Raw genomic sequence first — 17897 nt, 5'->3', positions numbered from 1 at the left:
GTCGCCATTCGCAATTCGCGAATGGCGAATGGCGCATGTGCTGCGAGCGCTGCCGGCGCGGGGAGTTGCCGCAAGCGGGTCCGGCGATTGGCGCGCCAGAAAGCAAAAACCCCGCCGCAGTAAATACCGGGCGGGGCTGAATGCTTGAATCTTTTGGTGGCCTGGGGCGGAATCGAACCACCGACACAAGGATTTTCAATCCTCTGCTCTACCGACTGAGCTACCAGGCCAACGAAGCCCGCCACTATACACAAAATGTCGGGACACGTGGCGGCGTGTAGCGCCGCCATCAACAAAAAACCCAGCGCGAGGCTGGGCTTTTTGTGGGAACCGAAGCTCCCGGAAATTCTTTTGGTGGCCTGGGGCGGAATCGAACCACCGACACAAGGATTTTCAATCCTCTGCTCTACCGACTGAGCTACCAGGCCAACGAAGTCCGCAACTATACACAATTTTTTGGCGTTGTGCCAGCCGGGCGGGGGAAGCGTCGCTTTTTTTCGTGACGCGGCACGCGATGTCGGCGTACAGGGGCAGCAAAGCAGTCAACTGTTGCCTGCAAGGCACGATTGGGCGCCAACTGTCCGCGATCGGGGACGGGAATGGCCTGGGGATAACCCGCAGGAGTATAATCGTCAGCGGTTTTGCTGTTACAGCCGGATGCTTTCCCGCCTTTGACGCGCGACAAGCGGGCTGCGACGCATTGTTCTTATAGTGGCAGTACTTAACGCTTAGCCGCGGGTGGCTTTCCGCCATCCCTCACACATGTCGGTAGCTGTCCTTGCCTTCGGTCTGAATCACACGTCCGCGCCGGTGTCGGTCCGCGAACGCGTGTCCATGCCCGTTGATCTGGTCAAGCCCGCCCTCGAAGGCTTGCGTTCGGCATTCGGCGGCTCCGTCCGCGAAGCCGCCATCCTGTCCACCTGTAATCGCACCGAGATCTACTGCGCGGCCGACGGCCACGTGGCGGATCAGTTGCCCGCCTGGCTGGCTGAACACAACCGCCTGGACGCCGGCACGCTGCGCCCGCACCTCTATCGCCATCATCAAGACGACGCCGTGCGTCACGCTTTCCGCGTGGCAAGCGGCCTCGATTCCATGGTGCTGGGCGAAACCCAGATCGTGGGCCAGATGAAGGACGCGGTGCGCGCCGCCGGCGAAGCCGGTTCCCTCGGCACGCTGCTGCACCAGATGTTCCAGCGCACCTTCTCGGTCGCCAAGGAAGTCCGGTCGCAAACCGCCATCGGCGCCGAATCCGTGTCCATGGCCGCCGCCGCGGTGCGTCTTGCCGAGCGCGTGTTCGGCAACCTGGACCAGGCCCGCACGCTGTTCATCGGCGCGGGCGAAATGATCGAATTGTGCGCCACGCACTTTGCCGCGCAACGTCCACGCAGCATGGTGGTTGCCAACCGCACGGCCGAACGCGCCGAACTGCTGGCCAACCGCTTCTCGGCCAGCACGATGAAGCTGTCCGACCTGACCGAGCGGCTGTCCGAGTTCGACGTCATCGTTTCCTGTACGGCAAGCTCCCTGCCCATCCTCGGCCTGGGGATGGTTGAACGGGCTACGCGCCTGCGCCGTCACCGCCCGATGGTCATGATCGATCTGGCCGTGCCGCGCGACATCGAACCCGAAGTCGGCCGTCTGGACGACGTCTATCTGTACTCGGTTGATGACCTGGGCCGGCTGGTGCAGACCGGCACCGACGCGCGCCGCGCCGCGGTGGTGCAGGCCGAAGCCATCATCGAAACCCGCGTCCAGGGCTTCATGCACTGGATGCAATCCCGCGAAGTGGTGCCCGTCATCCGCGACCTGCACCAGGCTGCCGAAGACGTCCGCGCCGCCGAACTGGAACGCGCCCGCCGCCTGCTGGCGCGGGGCGAATCGCCCGAAGCCGTGCTCGAGCAGCTGGCCCACGGCCTCACGCAAAAGTACCTGCACGGCCCGCTTGCGGCGCTGAACCGCAGCGAAGGCGACGACCGCAAGCAACTGCTTGCCTGGATGCCGCGCCTCTTCCCCGGCCGCGACTCCCGCCGTTAGCGGCTCTGCCCCACGCCCCGCCTCCTGGCGGGCGTTCGCTTTGTGGGCGCCCGCTTTCTCTGTTTTCTCTTTTGGTCCTCCCCTCATGAAATCTTCCATGCGCAGCCGGCTGGAGCATCTGTGCCATCGCCTGATCGAGGTCGATGCTCTGCTCGCCGAACCGGAAACCGCGTCCGACATGGACCGCTTCCGCAAGCTTTCGCGCGAGCGCGCCGAACTGGAACCGGTGGTCGAAGCCTTTACCGCGTTCGCCCGCACCGAGGAAGACATCGCGACCGCGCAGGAAATGCTGTCCGAGCCCGACATGAAGGCCATGGCCGAAGAAGAGATCAAGACCGGGCGCGTCAAGCTGGAATCGCTGGAAGCGGCGCTGCAGCTTCTGCTGCTGCCGCGCGACCCCAACGACGGGCGCAGCGTGTTCCTGGAAATCCGCGCGGGCACGGGCGGCGACGAGAGCGCGCTGTTCTCGGGCGACCTCTTGCGCATGTACACGCGCTACGCGGAACAGCGTGGCTGGCGCGTGGAACTGATGTCGGAAAGCGCGTCCGAGCTGGGCGGCTACAAGGAAGTGATCGCGCGCATCGACGGCGACGGCGCGTATGGCCGGCTGAAGTTCGAATCGGGGGCGCACCGCGTGCAGCGCGTGCCGGCGACCGAGGCCCAAGGCCGCATCCACACGTCGGCTTGCACGGTGGCCATCATGGCCGAAGCCGATGCCATGTCCGAGATCGTCATCAATCCCAGCGACCTGCGCATCGACACGTTCCGCGCCAGCGGCGCGGGCGGCCAGCACATCAACAAAACCGATTCGGCCGTGCGCATCACCCACTTGCCGACCGGGCTGGTGGTGGAATGCCAGGACGACCGTTCGCAGCACCGCAACAAGGACAAGGCCATGCAGGTGCTGGCCGCGCGCCTGAAGGACAAGGAAGAGCGCGAGCGCCAGAGCAAGGAAGCGGCCGAGCGCAAGAGCCTGATCGGCACGGGCGACCGGTCCGAGCGCATCCGCACCTACAACTATCCGCAGGGCCGCGTGACCGATCACCGCATCAACCTGACGCTGTACAAGCTGCAGCAGATCATGGAAGGCGACCTCGAAGAGCTGACCGGCGCGCTGATCGCCGAGCATCAGGCCGAGCAGCTCGCCGCGCTGGGCGACGATATTTAAGGCCGACGCGATGACCGCGCCCCAGATTAAGAGTCTGCTGCTCGACGCGCGGCTGCCGCGCCTGGAAGTGCGCATGCTGCTGGAGCACGTGCTGAACAAGCCCCGCGCGTGGCTGCTGGCGCACGACACCGATCCGCTGGCGCCTGAGGTGGCGGCGGCGTACGAGGCGCTCGCGCAGCGCCGGTTGGCCGGGGAGCCCATGGCCTACCTGCTGGGTCATCGCGAATTCATGGGACACCGGTTCCGCGTGACGCCCGACGTGCTGATTCCCCGCCCCGATACGGAAGTCCTGGTGGAAACCGCGCTGGAATGCATCGATGGCATCACCGGGCCGATGGTGCTGGACCTGGGCACGGGCAGCGGCGCGATCGCGGTGTCGATCGCCCTGGCGCGCCGCGACGCGCGGGTGATGGCGTCGGACGTCAGCGCGGCCGCACTGGCGGTGGCTGCCGGCAACGCGTGGGATTTGACGGCCGCGGTGCGCTTCGTGGAAGGAAGCTGGTACGACGCGGTGCCGGCCGGCGAAGGGTTTGATCTGATCGTGTCGAATCCCCCCTATGTGGCCAGCGACGATCCGCATCTGGACCAGGGCGACCTGCGCTTTGAGCCGCGGGGGGCGCTGACTGATGGCGCGGGCGGACTGGAAGATCTGGCGCGTATCGTCGAAGGCGCGGGCGCCCATCTGAAACCCGGCGGCTCGCTCTGGATGGAGCATGGCTGGGATCAGGCGGAGCAGGTACGGGACATGCTCCGCCAGGCGGGGTTCGCAGATGTGCACAGCCGCCAGGACCTGGCGGGGATCGAGCGGATCTCGGGCGGGCGTTTGCCGGTCTCAGGTGCCTGAGCGCAGCGCACGGCCCGACATTTGCTGTTGCATCTGCCGGATATACCGGCGCCGCGCCGGGGTAATCGGGCGGTTTTCCCGGCTGTACCTATAATTGACCCATTCCGTTTTGCCTGTCCAAGAGACCACCATGAGCGACGTTCAAGAATTCATCCGCGAAACCGTTACCCAGCACCCCGTCGTGCTGTTCATGAAGGGCACCGCCCAGTTCCCGCAATGCGGGTTCTCCGGCAAGGCCATTCAAATCCTGAAGGGCTGTGGCGTGAAGAAGCTCGTCACGGTCAATGTGCTGGAGGACGACGAAGTCCGCCAGGGCATCAAGGAATTCTCCAGCTGGCCCACCATTCCGCAGTTGTACGTGTCCGGCGAGTTCATCGGCGGCTCGGACATCATGAATGAAATGAACGAGTCCGGCGAACTGAAGACGCTGCTGGAGCAATCCGGCGCCACGGCTTAACGCCATCATGCGACGGCTCGTCGTCGGCATCACGGGCGCCACCGGCGCGCTCTACGCGGTGCGCATGCTGCAGGCGCTGCGCAACGTCGAAGACGTCGAGTCGCATCTGGTGGTGTCCGCTTCTGGCGTGCTAAATATCAAGCATGAGCTCGATGTCAGCCGCCAGGACGTCTATGCGCTGGCCGATCACGTACACAGCATTCGCGACGTGGGCGCCACGCTGGCCAGTGGCGCGTTCCAGACCGCGGGCATGGTGATCGTGCCGTGCTCGATGCGCACGCTGGCGGCGGTGGCGCATGGCCTGTCCGATAACCTCATCACGCGCGCCGCCGACGTCACGCTCAAAGAGCGCCGCCGCCTGGTGATGATGGTGCGCGAGACGCCGTTCAATCTGGCGCACCTGCGCAACATGACGGCCGTGACGGAAATGGGCGGCATCGTGTTCCCGCCGCTGCCGGCGTTTTATCACCGGCCCAAGTCCATCGATGAAATGGTGGATCACACTGTGGCCCGCGTCCTGGAAATGTTCGACATTGTCGTGCCCGGTCCGCACTGGGAAGGCACTTAGCAGGTTCTCGCCTTTGCCTTGCCGCAAGGCTTGCGCTTGACGCGCGTCGTGCGACGATCGCCGGCGGCCCCGCTTGAGCGGGGCCGTCTGCATCAAGCCGGTTCTTATTCCACCAGCCCCATACCATTCAGCGCGGCCAGATTCTCCGGCCATTTGCGCGCCCGCGCATTTTGCAGCTCGATGCGCGCCCAGGCCATCCATCCGGCCCATTCAATCCGTTTATCCCACGCGGTGCCCCACGCCTGAAGCGCGACCAGCCCCGCGGCGGCGTGCTGTTCCGCGGCCTCGAATTCTCCGGCCGTCAGCGCCAGTTGCGCGAGCAGCAGGCGCGGCTCGCCCACCCAGGGGTTGTGTTCGACCGCGGCTTCCAGCATGTGCCGCGCGCTGTCCATTTCGGTCAGCGGGTGCATGCGCGTGATGACCTGCCAGTACAGCGCGCTGGCCGCCGCTTCGTCGCGCGGGCTGAGCGTGGCGCGGCAGTGGTCGAACGCGGGCGGGATGGGAATGCCGGTGTCCTGCGGCATGCGCGACAGCGGCGCCAGCAGATGGGACAGCATCGACAGGATGTTCGACGGCGGCTTGAGCGGGCCGGGCCACAGCGACGAGGCCCAGTTCGTTTTCAGGTCGCGGCGCTGCTGCTGCGGATAGCCCGCGAAGATCTCGTCCTGCCAGCTGTGCCATTGCTCGCCGATGTCGGCGGCGGACACGACGGTGAACGCCGCGACCTGGCGCGGCGTGAAGGTGAAGACCTGTCCATCGGCGCCTTCCAGCGTCAGGCCTTCCGGTCCCGTGCCCTGGCCTTGCAGGATCGCCTGCACGAAGCGCGTGCGCGGCATGGCGCAAAAGAGACTGACCCATTCCTCGGCTTCCGAGCCCAGCACGTCGCGCAGCGTGTTGCGCTCGCGTTCGCGGTCAAACAGGGTGAGGTCTACGTATTCGTTGCCGTAGACGCTGTGGAACAGGCCCAGGAGGCGCACTTCGCGCGGCTGGTTCCAGAGCGCCAGCGTGCGGTAGACGCCCAGCAGATGATGCTTGAACGTGCCGGCCTTGTGCCAGTCTTCGCCCGCGCTGCGTGCAAACAGCAGGTCGAGCAGGACGGGCAGGTCGGCGTCGACGGCGGCGTAGTGGTCGGCCAGCAGCGCGCGCGCGTGCGGATGGAGTTCGGGAGTGGTGGACATGGTTGGCGGGTTGGTTGGATGAAAGCAGGCTCTATTGTGTCCGCATGCGCCAGCGCTGTCATCGCGGTGTTTATATCGAAATCCGCATATCAATATGAATATTCATCGCTTCCGGTTTTGAAGCGCGCTCACTAGAATCCGGGGTCATTGTTCCAATCCTCAATCGTTTAAACCTCTAGAGACTTTCCCATGCGCCTTCGCCATTCCCTCGCCGTTTTTGCCACCATTCTCGGTTTTGCCGGCACCTCGGCGATGGCGCAGGACGCCGAGCTGAAAGTGGGCGTCACCGTCGGCCCGCACGCGCAGATCGGCGAAGTCGTGCAGCAGGTCGCCGCCAAGCAGGGCTTGAAGGTCAAGCTGATCGAGTTCAGCGACTTCATCCAGCCCAACGCCGCGCTGGATGCCAAGGAGCTGGACGTGAATATCTACCAGCACAAGCCCTTCCTGGAATCGCAGAACAAAGCGCGCGGCTACAAGCTGGTGCCCGTGGCGACCGCGGTGGTGCAGCAGATGGGCATCTATTCCAAGCGCGTGAAGTCGCTGGACGATCTGCCGCAAGGCGGCAAGGTGGCCATCCCGAATGATCCGACCAACGGCGCCCGCGCGCTGCTGGTGCTGCAGGCCGCCAAGCTCATCAAGCTGAAGGACGGCGTGACGGTGACGGCGTCGATCTTCGATATCGCCGAGAACCCCAAGAACCTGAAGTTCGTCGAGATCGAGGCCGCGCAACTGCCGCACTCGCTCAAGGACGTGGACGCCGCGGCCGTGAACTCGGCGTACGCCATCCCCGCCGGCCTGTCGCCCGCCAAGGACGCGCTGGTGCTGGAAAGCAAGGACGCGCCGTTCGCGCCCGTCGTCATCGCCGCGCGCGAAGACAACAAGAACGATCCGCGCATCGCGCGCTTCATCAAGGCCTACCAGTCCGACGAGGTGAAGGCCTTTGTCGCCAAGCAGTTCCCGGGCGCCTACACGACCTCCTGGTAAACAGGCTATCGAGACTTGCGAAGCCGGGCGCGCGACGTCCGGCTTCCGTCAGCCTTCGCGTCCGCGCGCCAGCCACGTCTGCACCTCATTCTCCAATCCTTCCTGCAGCACCTGCGCCGGCGCGCTCATGGCGCGGTCGCGCGACCACACCACCGCCAGCACCGGATCCTCCAGCGCCAGCAGTTGGCGCGTCACCAGACCCTGACGCTCGGCGTAATGCGCGCCCAGGCTTTCCACGATGGCGACACCCAATCCCTGCGCCGCCAGCGCGCAGGCGGCCGACGACTGCGCCGCCTCGATGATGGGGCGATAGGGCAGTCCGCGCGCCTCCAGTGCCTGGCGCGTCGCGCGGCCGGCGGGTAGGGCGGGGGCGAGGACAATCGGTCCCGCCTCGGCCACCTCGTCCAGCGTCAGATCGGTTCGCTTCGCCCATGGATGGTCCTGAGGCATCACCGCATGCAGTCCCAACGGCGCGAGCCGCAGACTGGACACCCGGTCGATGTCCGGCGGCGAGCCGATGATGATGCCCAGGTCGATGCGGTGATCCACCGCCATCTCGATGATTTCCAGCGCGGTGCCGGCGCGCACGGTCACGGCAACCGCCGGATGTGCGCGGCGTACGCCGGCCAGGGCAGGAGGCAGCAGGCTGGACGCCGCGATGGCGACGGCGCCCACGTCCAGCCTTGCCAGCGCGCCCTGGCGGATGTCGACGGCCAGCCGGTCGACGGCCTCGATGCCGGCCAGCGCATTGAGCACTTCGGGAATCAGCGCGCGTCCCTGGCTGGTCAGGTGCAGCCGGCGGTTCTCGCGGCTGAACAGCGCAAAGCCCAACCGCGTTTCCATGTCGCGCAGGAGTGCGCTGGCGGCGGGCTGCGTCATGTTGACCGAGGCGGCTGCGGCGGTGACGGTATCGAGCCGGTACATGGCGCGCAGCAGCAGGAGTTCTCGCCGATTAAACATATGAAATTCATATGGAAATAGTCAATTGATCTATTTGACCATATGAACTGGCGGCCGCCAGAATAGCCCATCGCATTCTGCATCTCGACGCCTCACTGCCATGCCCGCCAACACCATTGTTTCCGTCACCTGCATTCCCTTGCGCCTGCCGTTCCATCACTGGAGCCCGTCGCCGCTGTTCGCGGGCCGTCCGCGCGACAAGCTCGACAGCGCGCTCGTGCGGGTGCAGACCGGAGACGGCACGGTGGCCTGGGGCGAGTCGTATTGCGTGGAGCCACGCGCGTTGCCCGCAATCTTCGAAACCCTGATCGCACCGCTGGCCTGCGGGCGCGACGCGGACGACGACACGCTGCTGCCCGGCATGCAGCGCACGCTGCACAACCTGGGCCGGTCTGGTCCCGTGGTGCACGCGCTGGCCGGGCTGGACATCGCGCTGTGGGACCTGCGCGCCAAGCGCGCCGGCGTGCCGCTGTACAAGCTGCTGGGCGGCAAGCGCCGCGAGCGGGTCCGTGTGTATGCATCGCTGCTGCAGTATTACGGCAACGCCGAGCGCCTGGACGCCGTGACCACGCAGGCCCTGAACGAAGGCTATACCGAGATCAAGCTGCACGAGCGCACCGCCGACGCGCTGGCCGCCGTGCGCCGCAGCACGGGTCCCGGCGTGCCGATCATGGTCGATACGAACTGCGCGTGGCTGCCGGGCGAAGCCGAAGCCGCCATCGAGGCCATGCGCCCGCATGATCCGTTCTGGATCGAAGAACCCTTGTGGCCGCCGGAAGACGATCGCGCGCTGGCACGCCTGAAGCAGGCCTGCGGCATCCCGCTGGCCGTTGGCGAGAACGCCAGCAGCGCCACCGATCTGGAGCGCGTGGTGGACACGGAAGCCGCGCAGTACGTGCAGCCCAGCGTCATCAAACTGGGCCTGACCGCCGCGTGGCGGATTGCGCAGAAGTGCGCGGACTCAAGCGTCATCTGCGCGCCGCAGGTCGCATTTTTTGGCCCCGGCTATCTTGCCAGCCTGCATCTGATTGCCGCGCAGCAGACCGAGGTGTCGCTGGAACGCCTGTACGTCGAACTGGGGCACGTGCCGTACGGACGCACCGTGCCCATCGAGAACGGCTGGGTCAACGTGCCGGACGCACCGGGGCTGGGCGCGGATCCGGAAGCGGCACTTGCCGAGGGCCAGTACAGCGCCTGAACCCTGACCCGTAAAAAGCCAAACGCCAGACCGCCAAGAATCCACAGGCCCGCAGAGGCCGCAAAGAACACGAACCCGGAGACAAAGACATGCACCCATCGCGCAGAACCTTCCTGATCAACAGCGCCGCTATGGCAGCGGGCGCCGCCGTGTTGCCGTGGTCCTTCGCGGCACGTGCCGCGCAGTACCCGGACAAGGCGGTCCGCCTGTACATCCCGTACCCGCCGGGCGCGGCGACCGACACGCTGGGCCGCATGGCGGGTCAGGTGTACGCCGAGGCGCTGGGCCAGCCCTTCGTCGCGGAAAACCGCGGCGGCGGCGGCACCACGATCGGCACGCGCGCGCTGGCGGTGTCCGCGCCGGACGGCTACACCATCGGCATGGTCGACTCCACGTTCACCATCAATCCCGCGCTGCTGGGCGACCGTCAGCCGTACGACGCCATCAAGGATTTCGCGCCGATCTCGCTGATGGCGACGGCGCCCTTCGTCATGGTGGTGCACCCTTCGGTCAAGGCGACCGACATTGCGTCGTTCCTGGCGCTGGCCAAGTCGCAGCCCGGCACGTTGTCGTTCGGGTCGGCGGGCGTGGGCAGCGGGCCGCATCTGGCCGGTGAGCAACTTCGCCAGCAGGCGGGCGTGGACGTGCTGCACGTGCCTTACCGCGGCGGCGGCACCGTGATCACCGACCTCCTGGGCGGCCAGGTGCAGTTCGGCTTTGCCACCGTCCCGACGCTGCTTGAACACATCAAGGCCGGCAAGCTGCGCGCGCTGGCGGTCACCAGCCCGCAACGCACAAGCCAGTTGCCCGACGTGCCCACGTTTGCCGAGGCCGGTCTGCCGGGTGTGGATATCTCGCCGCTGTTCGGCGTGATTGCGCCGGCCGGCGTGCCGGAGCCGATCATCGAGCGCCTGTCGCAGACGCTGGGCGAATCCGTGCGCAAGGGCGCGCTGCGCGACAAGCTGGCCGCGCTGGGCTTTCAGCCGGTCGGCAGCACGCCGGCAGAATTCTCAAAGCGCATCCGCGACGACGTGGCCAAGTGGACCGCCGTGGTCCAGCGCGGCAACATCAAGGCCGAGTAAGTCGCGCCGGCTCAGGCGTACTTGCCTGTCAGGCCGCCATCCACGAGCAGTTCGGTGCCGGTGATGTAGGACGCCTCGTCCGACGCCAGGAAGGCCACCGCATTGGCGACCTCCCATGGCGTGCCCATGCGTCGCATCGGCACCTGCCTGTCGCGTGCCGCGCGCGCGGCGTCCAGGTCGTTCGCATCGAACATCTTGGCGACGTTGGCGGTGACGCGGGGGGTGTCGATCAGACCGGGTATGACCGTGTTCACGCGGATGCCGTCGGCGGCGTACTGCTGCGCGGCCATGCGCGCAAAGTGGATGACCGCAGCCTTGCTGACGCTGTAGGCCAGATGCGGATAGCCGGTGTACCGGATGCCCGCAATGGAAGAGACGGCCACGATGGCGCCGCCGCCCTGCACACGCATGACGGGCGCCAGCAGGCGCGTGGCGATCAGCAGGCTGGTCACGTTCACCTGCTGGATGCGATCCCAGTCCGCGATCGAGATGTCTTCGGGGCCGCCGACCTTGCCGATGCCCGCGTTGGCCTGCAGGATGTCGATGCGGCCAAAGCGGCGCAACGCCGCGTCGACCGCCGCTTGCATCGCGTCCGGATCGGCCACGTCGGCCTGCACAGGCAGCGCGCTGCCGCCTGCCGCTTCGGCCTCATGCGCGGCCTCTTCGGCGGCGGTCAGGTTGGCGTCCAGGGCGATGATGGCCGCACCTTGGCGCGCCAGCGTCACGCAGCTTGCCTTGCCGATGCTCCAGCCGGGCGCGGACGTGCCCGCGCCTGCGACCAGCGCAACCTTGCCGGCCAGGCGCGCGCCGGACAGCGGGGCAGCGTGAAGGGGCGTACCGGCAACGGGCGTACCGGCATCGGGCGTACCGGACCCCGCGCTCACGATTGCCCGCCGTCTTGCTGATGGCTCTTGCCCTTGCCCACGTACGGAATGGCGTGGTCGATGGTTTCCCAGATGTACCGCCCGGACGGGCTCTGCTGCTCTTCTGCCACGTGCGACACCAGGCCCGCCGCGCGCGAGATCACGGCAAAGCCGCGCATCAGGTCGGTAGGCACGCCGATCTCGCTGAGCAGCGCGGCCACGGCGCCGGTTGCATTGATGGTGATGTGCTTGCCGTAGGTCTCGTCGATGGCGCTGGCCAGCCAGCGCAGCGCCTGCACCGACTCGCCGCTCAGTTCGCTTTCCGCCTCGGCCAGCGCCAGCAGCTTGATCGCGCGCGGATCGTCCGGCTTGTGCAGGTGATGGCCGAAGCCGGGCAGCGGGCTGCGCGACGCGCGGTGTTCGCGGGCAATGGCCAATGCTTCCGCGGGACCGTCGGGTGCCTGACGGATGCGGTCAAGCAGGCGCGAGCAGTTTTCCATGGTGCCCACGAACTGGCTGCCCACGGCCATCAGCCCGGACGCCACGGCGCCCTGCAGATTCTCGGGCGCGCTCATGTAGATCAGGCGCGTGGCGATCGCGCTGGGCGTCATGCCGTGCTCCATCAGCGTGACCAGCACCGCGTCCACGATGCGCATGTCCACGGGACGCGCGTCGCGGCCGAGGATCTGCATGATCATGACTTCGGTAAACGACTTCTTGCCAATCAGGTCTTCGACCAGATCGACGTCGCGATACGACATGCCGGTCAGGTGATGGGCGCAGAGGCGGGTTTCGGGCTTGTTCATGGCGTTTCCTTCATTGCGGCGTCGCGCACCGCGTTCTTCAGCACCTTGCCCACGCTCGAGCGCGGCAGGCTGTCGTGGAAATGGATGTGTTTGGGCGTGGCCACCGGACCCAGCAGCGCGCGCACGTGCGCCTTGAGTTCGTCGCCATTGGCCTCGGCGCCCGGCTGAAGCTGGACGGCGGCGTGGACCGCTTCGCCCCACTTGTCGTCAGGCACGCCGAACACCGAGCATTCGTAGACGGCGGGATGCGCGGACAAGGCGTTTTCGACGTCCACCGGATAGATGTTGAACCCGCCGGTGATGATGACGTCGCGCAGGCGGTCCTTCAGGAACAGATAGCCGCGCGTGTCGATGAGGCCCGTGTCGCCGGTGTGCAGCCAGCCGTCGACTATGGTTTCAGCGGTCTTCTCAGGCAGGCGCCAGTAGCCGGTCATCACCAGATCGCCCTGGACCACGACTTCGCCGATTTCGCCGCGTGGAAGCAGCGTGCCGTCGGGCGCCATGATCGCCACGTCGGACAGCGGTGTGACCCGGCCGACCGAAGCGCGGTTTTCCGGCGCTTCCAGATCGGCGGGCCGCAGCACGGTCACGATCTGCGGCGCCTCGGTCTGGCCGTAGGTCGTGCCCAGCACCGGGCCGAAGAAGGCGCGCGCGCGCTCGATCTTTTCGACCGGCATGGGCGCGCCGCCGTAGATGAGGTTGCGCAGATGCGGGAAGTCCGCGCGGGAGACGCCGGGCTGCGCCATGATCATGTAGATCAGCGTGGGCGGCATGAAGCTCAGCGTGCCGCCGCGCTCGCGAAATGCCTCGGTGATCGTGGCGGGCGACACACTGTCCAGCAGCAGATGCGCGCCGCCCTGCGCCAGCACCGGCAACAGATAGGTGCCGGTGCCGTGCGTGATGGGTGCGGACACGACGTAGCGGTCTTCGGCGGTGAGGCCCCAGTTGAGGATCTGGTTGACGATGCCGGCGTTCCACGCGTGATAAGGCTGCATCACGCCCTTGGGCAGGCCGGTGGTGCCACCCGTGAACTTGATCGCCTGCGTGGCGTCGCGCGGCAAGGCGTGACGCGCCGGAGCGCGGTCGGCAAAACGCGCGAGCAGCGCGTCCAGCGCCAGGTCAGCGGCCGCCTCGTCCAGCACGATGCGTCGTGCTGAACCCGCGGGCACGAGCGGCGCGCCTACGTCGTCGACGATCACGATGGACGGCTCGGTTGCATCCAGGATGCGGCCGATCTCGCGCGCGGTGCTGCGGTAGTTCAGCGGCACCCAGACCTTGCCGCTGGCCAGCACCGCCAGCAGCGCCAGGATGTGGCGCGCCGAATTGCCGGCGCAGATGGCCACGCGCGTCTGCGGCTCGGGGTCCAGATCCTGCAGGGCGGCCGCCAGCGCACGCGTGTCCGCCGCCAGCCGCGCGTAAGTCACCTGCCCATCGGGACCGTCGAGCGCCACGCGGTCCGGGTACTGCTCGGCGGCGCGGAAGAAGAAATCAATCGGGTACACCTATGCTCCTTGGATGCTTAATTGGCCTTGAGGTTGGCGCTTTTCACCACCGCGCCCCACTTGTCGATCTCGCTGGCGATCTTCTTGGCGAAGGTCTCCGGCGTGTTCGGCGCTTGGGGCGGGAAGAAGCCGCCTTGCTTGTAGGAGGTTTGCAGGGCTGGCGTCGCGAGCGCCTTGTTCAGCGCCTGGTTCAGGCGGTCGATGACGGGCCGGGGCGTGCCGGCCGGCGCCACCAGGCCAAACCACGATTCCACGTCGAAGTCAGGCAGGCCGGACTCCGCCAAGGTGGGGACATCGGGCGTGGCCGGCAGGCGCTGGGGCGAGGTGACGCCGATGGCGCGCAGCTTGCCCGCCTGCACGTGGGGCAGGGACGAGGGCAGGTTGTCGAACATGGAGTCCACCTGACCGCCCAGCAGGTCCGCCACGGCGGGACCGCTGCCGCGATACGGTACGTGCAGGATGTCGGTGCCGGTCTTCATCTTGAAGAGCTCGCAGGACAGGTGAATGGACGATCCGCTGCCGGACGACGCGCACGTCAGCTTGCCGGGATGCTGCTTGGCATAGGCGATGTATTCCTGCACCGTCTTGATCGGCAGCTTGGGATTGACCACCAGGATGTTCGGAATGGTCGCCAGCAACCCGACGGGTTCGAAGCCTTTGACGAAGTCGTAATTGAGCTGGCTGTACAGCGTGCGGTTGATGGTGTTGGCGATCGACCCGACATACAGCGTGTACCCGTCGGGCGCGGCACGCGAGACGATCTCGGCGCCGATGTTGCTGTTGGCCCCGGTCTTGTTCTCGACGACGACCGTCTGCCCCAATTCTTCGGCCAGGGACTTGGCCATCAGGCGCGCCACGATGTCGGTTGCGCCGCCGGCCGCATAGCCGACGACAAGGGTGATGGGGCGATCGGGATAGGGTTTGGCCGCCCAGGCCGGGGCGGCGGTCATCAGCGCCCCGCTCAAGGCCACCGCCGCAGCGGTCCAGCGCTTGCCGAATGTCTTCATTGTTGTCTCCGTCCTGTTTGTCTAATAATTGGACAGCTCTTCGTCTGTCCGCTTTCATATTCGGCTTTGATGGAGGCCCTATCAACGCAAGGTGTCCAGAAATTGAACAAACCGGATTCCGAGGGTTCCGGTCCGCGCATCCTGCGGCGCGGGCTGAAGGTGCTGGGCGTGCTGCGCCAGGCCGGCGCGGCCGGCATGCACGTGGTGGACATTGCGCGGGCCGCGGGCATGCAGCGGTCCACGGTGTATCGCTACCTGGATGTGCTGGTCGAGGAGGGCTACGCGCTGCGGGAATCGGGCGCGCCGCGCTGGCGCGTTGCTGAACTGGGCGTGATGATGGCCGGCGACCCGCACGCGCAGGCCGTGCGCAGTCTTCGGCCATTGCTGCGTCAGATCAGCGACGTCAGCGGCGATTCGGCGTTTCTCATCTGCCGCGCTGCGAACGATTCGCTGTGCCTGCATCGCGAGGTCGGCAATTACCCGGTGCAGGTGCTGGCCGTGACGGTCGGGCACCGCCAGCCGTTGGGCGTGGGCGCGGCCGGGTTGGCGCTGCTGGGCGCCTTGCCGGCCGCAGAAGCCGACGAGGTGGTGATGCAGAACGAGCAGGCGCTACGCGCCTACGGCGGGATGACGGTGGCGCAGATGCGGCGGCTGGTGGAGAACACGCGCGGGCGTGGCTGGGCCGTGGTGGGAAACGCGGCGGTGCCGGGCGTGTTGGGTGTGGGCATGGCGCTGTGCGATGCGGGCGGCTATCCGCGGCTGGCGGTCAGCGTGTCCAGCCTCATCAGCCGGATGCAGGCGCCGCGCCAGCGCAGCATTGCCGAACTGATCCGCGCGCAGGTGTCGCAGAGCGGATTCGGCATGCCGCACGGGGCGGGCGAGGGGGATTGAGGCCCGCCGCGATGCCGTTCCGGCGGCGGGTGGGGGCCGTTTCGTTCAGGCCGTGGCCGGCGTCGGCACGCGGTACGTCTTCTGGTAATGCACCGTGAACGTCTTGAAGGCGTCCAGCGCCTTGTGCGGGTCGTGTCCCGGCTTGACGAGGAAGCTGTCAAAGCCCACGCGCGCCTGGTAGTGGATGGTGTCGATCATCACGTCGCCGACTGCGCGCAGCTCGCCCTGCCAGTCGTAGCGCGTGCGCAGCAGCTGCGCCAGCGAATAACCGCGGCCATCGGTGTAGACCGGAAAGTCCACGGCGATGAACGCGATGCCCTCGGGATGCAGCACGCCATCGGCGTCCGCCAGGTCCGTCAGGTCGGCGTCGGGATTGAGCAGCACGGCCACGGGATGCTTGTGGCGGCGCAGCGTGTTGCGCGAAGTCTTCCAGACGGCCAGCGGCACGATCCAGCCGGGTTCGTCGGACGGGACCTGGCCTTCGGCGGGCACTTCGGGTTCGGGGACGAACGGACGCGACGTGTCGGCCTCAAGTTTGCCGTTGCGGATGAGATGCGGGCCGGGGGCGTCGTGGGCGTAGATCTCAGACATGGGCGGGCTCTGCTTGCTGCGTGGGTTTGGCGAAGGCAGGGTCCGCGTACACGTCCTGCTTGAAGGGATCGATGCCGACGCGGTCCACCACGTCGATGAAGCGTTCGGCGTCGCTGTCGCGCAGGCCCAGATACGTGCGGATCAAACGGTCCACCACGCCCGGCACCTGATGCCGCGCGAACGACGGGCCGATGATGCGGCCGATGGCCGCGCCGCCGCCATGCGTGGATTCGAGGTCGGGCAGCGGCTTGGCGGCGCCGTTCTGGCGGCCGCCCACCGTGACCTGATACCACTCCTCGCCGGCCTTATCGACGCCAAGAATGCCGATGTGGCCCACATGGTGATGGCCGCAGGAGTTGATGCAGCCCGAGATGTTCAGATCAAGTTCGCCGATCTCGAACAGGTAATCCAGGTTGTCGAACTGGCGCTGGATGGCTTCGGCCACGGGAATGGAGACGGCGTTGGCCAGCGCGCAGAAGTCTCCGCCCGGACAGGCGATGATGTTGGTGAGCAGACCGACGTTGGGCGTGGCGAGGTTCAGGGCCTCGAGCTTTTGCCACAACTCGTGCAGCCGCGCGCGGCGCACGTCGGCCAGGATCAGGTTCTGTTCGTGCGACACGCGCAGTTCGCCGTAGCCGAAGTCGTCGGCCAGGTCGGCCACCGCATCCATCTGGTCCGCGGTGATGTCGCCCGGCGGCACGCCGGTGGGTTTGAGCGACACGGTCACGGCGGCGTAGCCGGCAACCTTGTGCGCATGCACGTTGGTGCGCAGCCAGCGCGCGAAGCGCTTGTCGCCCGCGGCCAGCGCGTCGGTGTTGTCGATGTCGGACGCGGCGGCGGCGTCGTGCTGCGGCCAGACAAAGCGCGCCTTGATGCGGTCCACGAATTCCTGCGTGATGGTGTCGGGGCCGCCCTTGATGCGCTGCCATTCTTCATCGACCTGCTGCGCGTAGACCTCGGGCGTCAGGTCCTTGACCAGGATCTTGATGCGCGCCTTGTACTTGTTGTCGCGGCGGCCATGCAGGTTGTAGACCCGCAGCGCGGCCTGCAGATAGGTCAGCAGGTGCTGCCATTCGACGAACGGATTGATGAGCTTGCCGACGATGGGCGTGCGGCCCAGGCCACCGCCGATCCACACGCGAAAGCCCAGCTTGCCGTCGCGCTCGACCGCCTGCAGGCCGATGTCGTGCACGCCCACGGCCGCTCGGTCTTCCACCGCGCCGCTGACCGCGATCTTGAACTTGCGCGGCAGGAAGGCGAACTCGGGATGCAGCGTGGACCACTGGCGGATGATCTCGCACCAGATCAGCGGATCCACGAGTTCGTCCGGCGCGACGCCGGCAAAGTGGTCGGTGGTGGTGTTGCGGATGCAGTTGCCGCTGGTCTGGATGGCGTGCATCTGCACCGTGGCGAGTTCCGCCAGGATGTCCGGCACGTCTTCCAGCTTGGGCCAGTTGAACTGGATGTTCTGGCGCGTGCTGAAGTGTCCGTAGCCCCGGTCCCACTTGCGCGCGATGTGCGCCAGGGTGCGCAACTGGCGGGACGCCAGCAAGCCATACGGAATGGCGACGCGCAGCATGGGCGCGTGGCGCTGGATGTACAGGCCGTTCTGCAGGCGCAGGACGCGGAAATCGTCCTCGGTTAGCTGGCCGTCGAGAAAGCGGCGCGTCTGATCGGCAAACTGCGCGACACGCTGCTCGACAAGCTGTTGGTCGACGGGGTCATACACGTACATGTCTACTGCCCTTGGAAGTCTTTTCG

At 66.8% G+C, this 17897-nt stretch carries 17 protein-coding genes and 2 tRNA genes; 9 read left to right on the top strand and 10 right to left on the bottom strand.

Translation table 11 applies throughout. From position 1 onward, the window contains the following. Positions 1–154: 154 nt before the first annotated feature. A tRNA-Phe gene (locus AB3147_RS26100) sits at positions 155–230 on the bottom strand. Positions 231–352: 122 nt separating this feature from the next. Then, positions 353–428: transfer RNA gene (locus tag AB3147_RS26095), tRNA-Phe, on the bottom strand. A 334-nt stretch (positions 429–762) separates the two neighbouring features. Here AB3147_RS26095 and hemA point away from each other — a divergent pair. From hemA to AB3147_RS26070, 5 genes are all read left to right on the top strand, one after another. Next, on the top strand, positions 763–2037 hold the full coding sequence (gene hemA, locus AB3147_RS26090) for a glutamyl-tRNA reductase (protein WP_056559840.1): 1275 nt from the start codon (positions 763–765) through the stop codon (positions 2035–2037). An 85-nt stretch (positions 2038–2122) separates the two neighbouring features. Then, positions 2123–3205: a peptide chain release factor 1 gene (gene prfA, locus AB3147_RS26085; RefSeq protein ID WP_175122139.1), complete on the top strand. Its 1083-nt coding sequence runs from the start codon at positions 2123–2125 to the stop codon at positions 3203–3205. A gap of 10 nt (positions 3206–3215) precedes the next feature. Then, positions 3216–4049, top strand: a complete 834-nt coding sequence (prmC, locus tag AB3147_RS26080) for a peptide chain release factor N(5)-glutamine methyltransferase (protein WP_367353369.1) — start codon at positions 3216–3218, stop codon at positions 4047–4049. Positions 4050–4179: 130 nt separating this feature from the next. After that, positions 4180–4506, top strand: a complete 327-nt coding sequence (grxD, locus tag AB3147_RS26075; RefSeq protein WP_056319914.1) for a Grx4 family monothiol glutaredoxin — start codon at positions 4180–4182, stop codon at positions 4504–4506. Positions 4507–4513: 7 nt separating this feature from the next. Next, complete coding sequence (locus tag AB3147_RS26070) at positions 4514–5074, top strand: UbiX family flavin prenyltransferase (RefSeq protein ID WP_175139516.1); 561 nt, start codon at positions 4514–4516, stop codon at positions 5072–5074. Positions 5075–5178: 104 nt separating this feature from the next. Here AB3147_RS26070 and AB3147_RS26065 read toward each other — a convergent pair whose 3' ends face one another. Continuing rightward, the gene (locus AB3147_RS26065) at positions 5179–6252 is read right to left on the bottom strand and encodes a DUF6817 domain-containing protein (protein WP_367353368.1); all 1074 of its coding nucleotides are present in this window, start codon (positions 6250–6252) and stop codon (positions 5179–5181) included. Between the two features lie 189 nt (positions 6253–6441). On the opposite strand from AB3147_RS26065, the gene AB3147_RS26060 reads away from it, so the two are divergent. After that, on the top strand, positions 6442–7236 hold the full coding sequence (locus tag AB3147_RS26060) for a MetQ/NlpA family ABC transporter substrate-binding protein (RefSeq protein WP_175139518.1): 795 nt from the start codon (positions 6442–6444) through the stop codon (positions 7234–7236). 48 nt (positions 7237–7284) lie between these two features. Here AB3147_RS26060 and AB3147_RS26055 read toward each other — a convergent pair whose 3' ends face one another. Beyond that, complete coding sequence (locus AB3147_RS26055) at positions 7285–8196, bottom strand: LysR family transcriptional regulator (RefSeq protein ID WP_367353367.1); 912 nt, start codon at positions 8194–8196, stop codon at positions 7285–7287. A gap of 100 nt (positions 8197–8296) precedes the next feature. Here AB3147_RS26055 and AB3147_RS26050 point away from each other — a divergent pair, with 100 nt between their 5' ends. Both AB3147_RS26050 and AB3147_RS26045 read left to right on the top strand, forming a co-directional pair. Beyond that, positions 8297–9394, top strand: coding sequence for a mandelate racemase/muconate lactonizing enzyme family protein (locus AB3147_RS26050; RefSeq protein WP_367353366.1), 1098 nt, complete (start codon positions 8297–8299; stop codon positions 9392–9394). 89 nt (positions 9395–9483) lie between these two features. Then, a complete protein-coding gene (locus AB3147_RS26045) occupies positions 9484–10476 on the top strand; it encodes a Bug family tripartite tricarboxylate transporter substrate binding protein (protein WP_367353365.1) in 993 nt (330 codons plus the stop codon). An 11-nt stretch (positions 10477–10487) separates the two neighbouring features. On the opposite strand, the gene AB3147_RS26040 is transcribed toward AB3147_RS26045, so the two are convergent. The 4 genes from AB3147_RS26040 to AB3147_RS26025 form a co-directional block, all read right to left on the bottom strand. Continuing rightward, positions 10488–11291 (bottom strand): SDR family NAD(P)-dependent oxidoreductase, encoded by an 804-nt coding sequence (locus AB3147_RS26040; RefSeq protein WP_367353594.1) that lies wholly within the window; start codon positions 11289–11291, stop codon positions 10488–10490. A 65-nt stretch (positions 11292–11356) separates the two neighbouring features. Continuing rightward, positions 11357–12145 carry a citryl-CoA lyase gene (locus tag AB3147_RS26035; protein WP_175122148.1) on the bottom strand — a complete coding sequence of 263 codons (789 nt, stop codon included), beginning with the start codon at positions 12143–12145 and terminating at the stop codon, positions 11357–11359. Then, a complete protein-coding gene (locus tag AB3147_RS26030; RefSeq protein WP_367353364.1) occupies positions 12142–13647 on the bottom strand; it encodes a class I adenylate-forming enzyme family protein in 1506 nt (501 codons plus the stop codon). The genes AB3147_RS26035 and AB3147_RS26030 overlap by 4 nt, the downstream gene beginning before the upstream one ends. 17 nt (positions 13648–13664) lie before the next feature. After that, a complete protein-coding gene (locus AB3147_RS26025; protein WP_175139524.1) occupies positions 13665–14654 on the bottom strand; it encodes a Bug family tripartite tricarboxylate transporter substrate binding protein in 990 nt (329 codons plus the stop codon). A gap of 102 nt (positions 14655–14756) precedes the next feature. On the opposite strand from AB3147_RS26025, the gene AB3147_RS26020 reads away from it, so the two are divergent. Continuing rightward, positions 14757–15545: an IclR family transcriptional regulator gene (locus tag AB3147_RS26020; protein ID WP_175122151.1), complete on the top strand. Its 789-nt coding sequence runs from the start codon at positions 14757–14759 to the stop codon at positions 15543–15545. A 45-nt stretch (positions 15546–15590) separates the two neighbouring features. On the opposite strand, the gene AB3147_RS26015 is transcribed toward AB3147_RS26020, so the two are convergent. Both AB3147_RS26015 and AB3147_RS26010 read right to left on the bottom strand, forming a co-directional pair. After that, positions 15591–16136: a DUF934 domain-containing protein gene (locus AB3147_RS26015; RefSeq protein ID WP_367353363.1), complete on the bottom strand. Its 546-nt coding sequence runs from the start codon at positions 16134–16136 to the stop codon at positions 15591–15593. Then, a complete protein-coding gene (locus AB3147_RS26010) occupies positions 16129–17871 on the bottom strand; it encodes a nitrite/sulfite reductase (protein ID WP_175122153.1) in 1743 nt (580 codons plus the stop codon). Before AB3147_RS26010 ends, AB3147_RS26015 begins: the two co-directional genes overlap by 8 nt. Positions 17872–17897: the final 26 nt, after the last annotated feature.

Source organism: Achromobacter animicus, from assembly GCF_040775605.1.
GTDB lineage: Bacteria > Pseudomonadota > Gammaproteobacteria > Burkholderiales > Burkholderiaceae_B > Achromobacter > Achromobacter animicus.
This window is presented reverse-complemented; position numbering and strand designations above follow the sequence as displayed.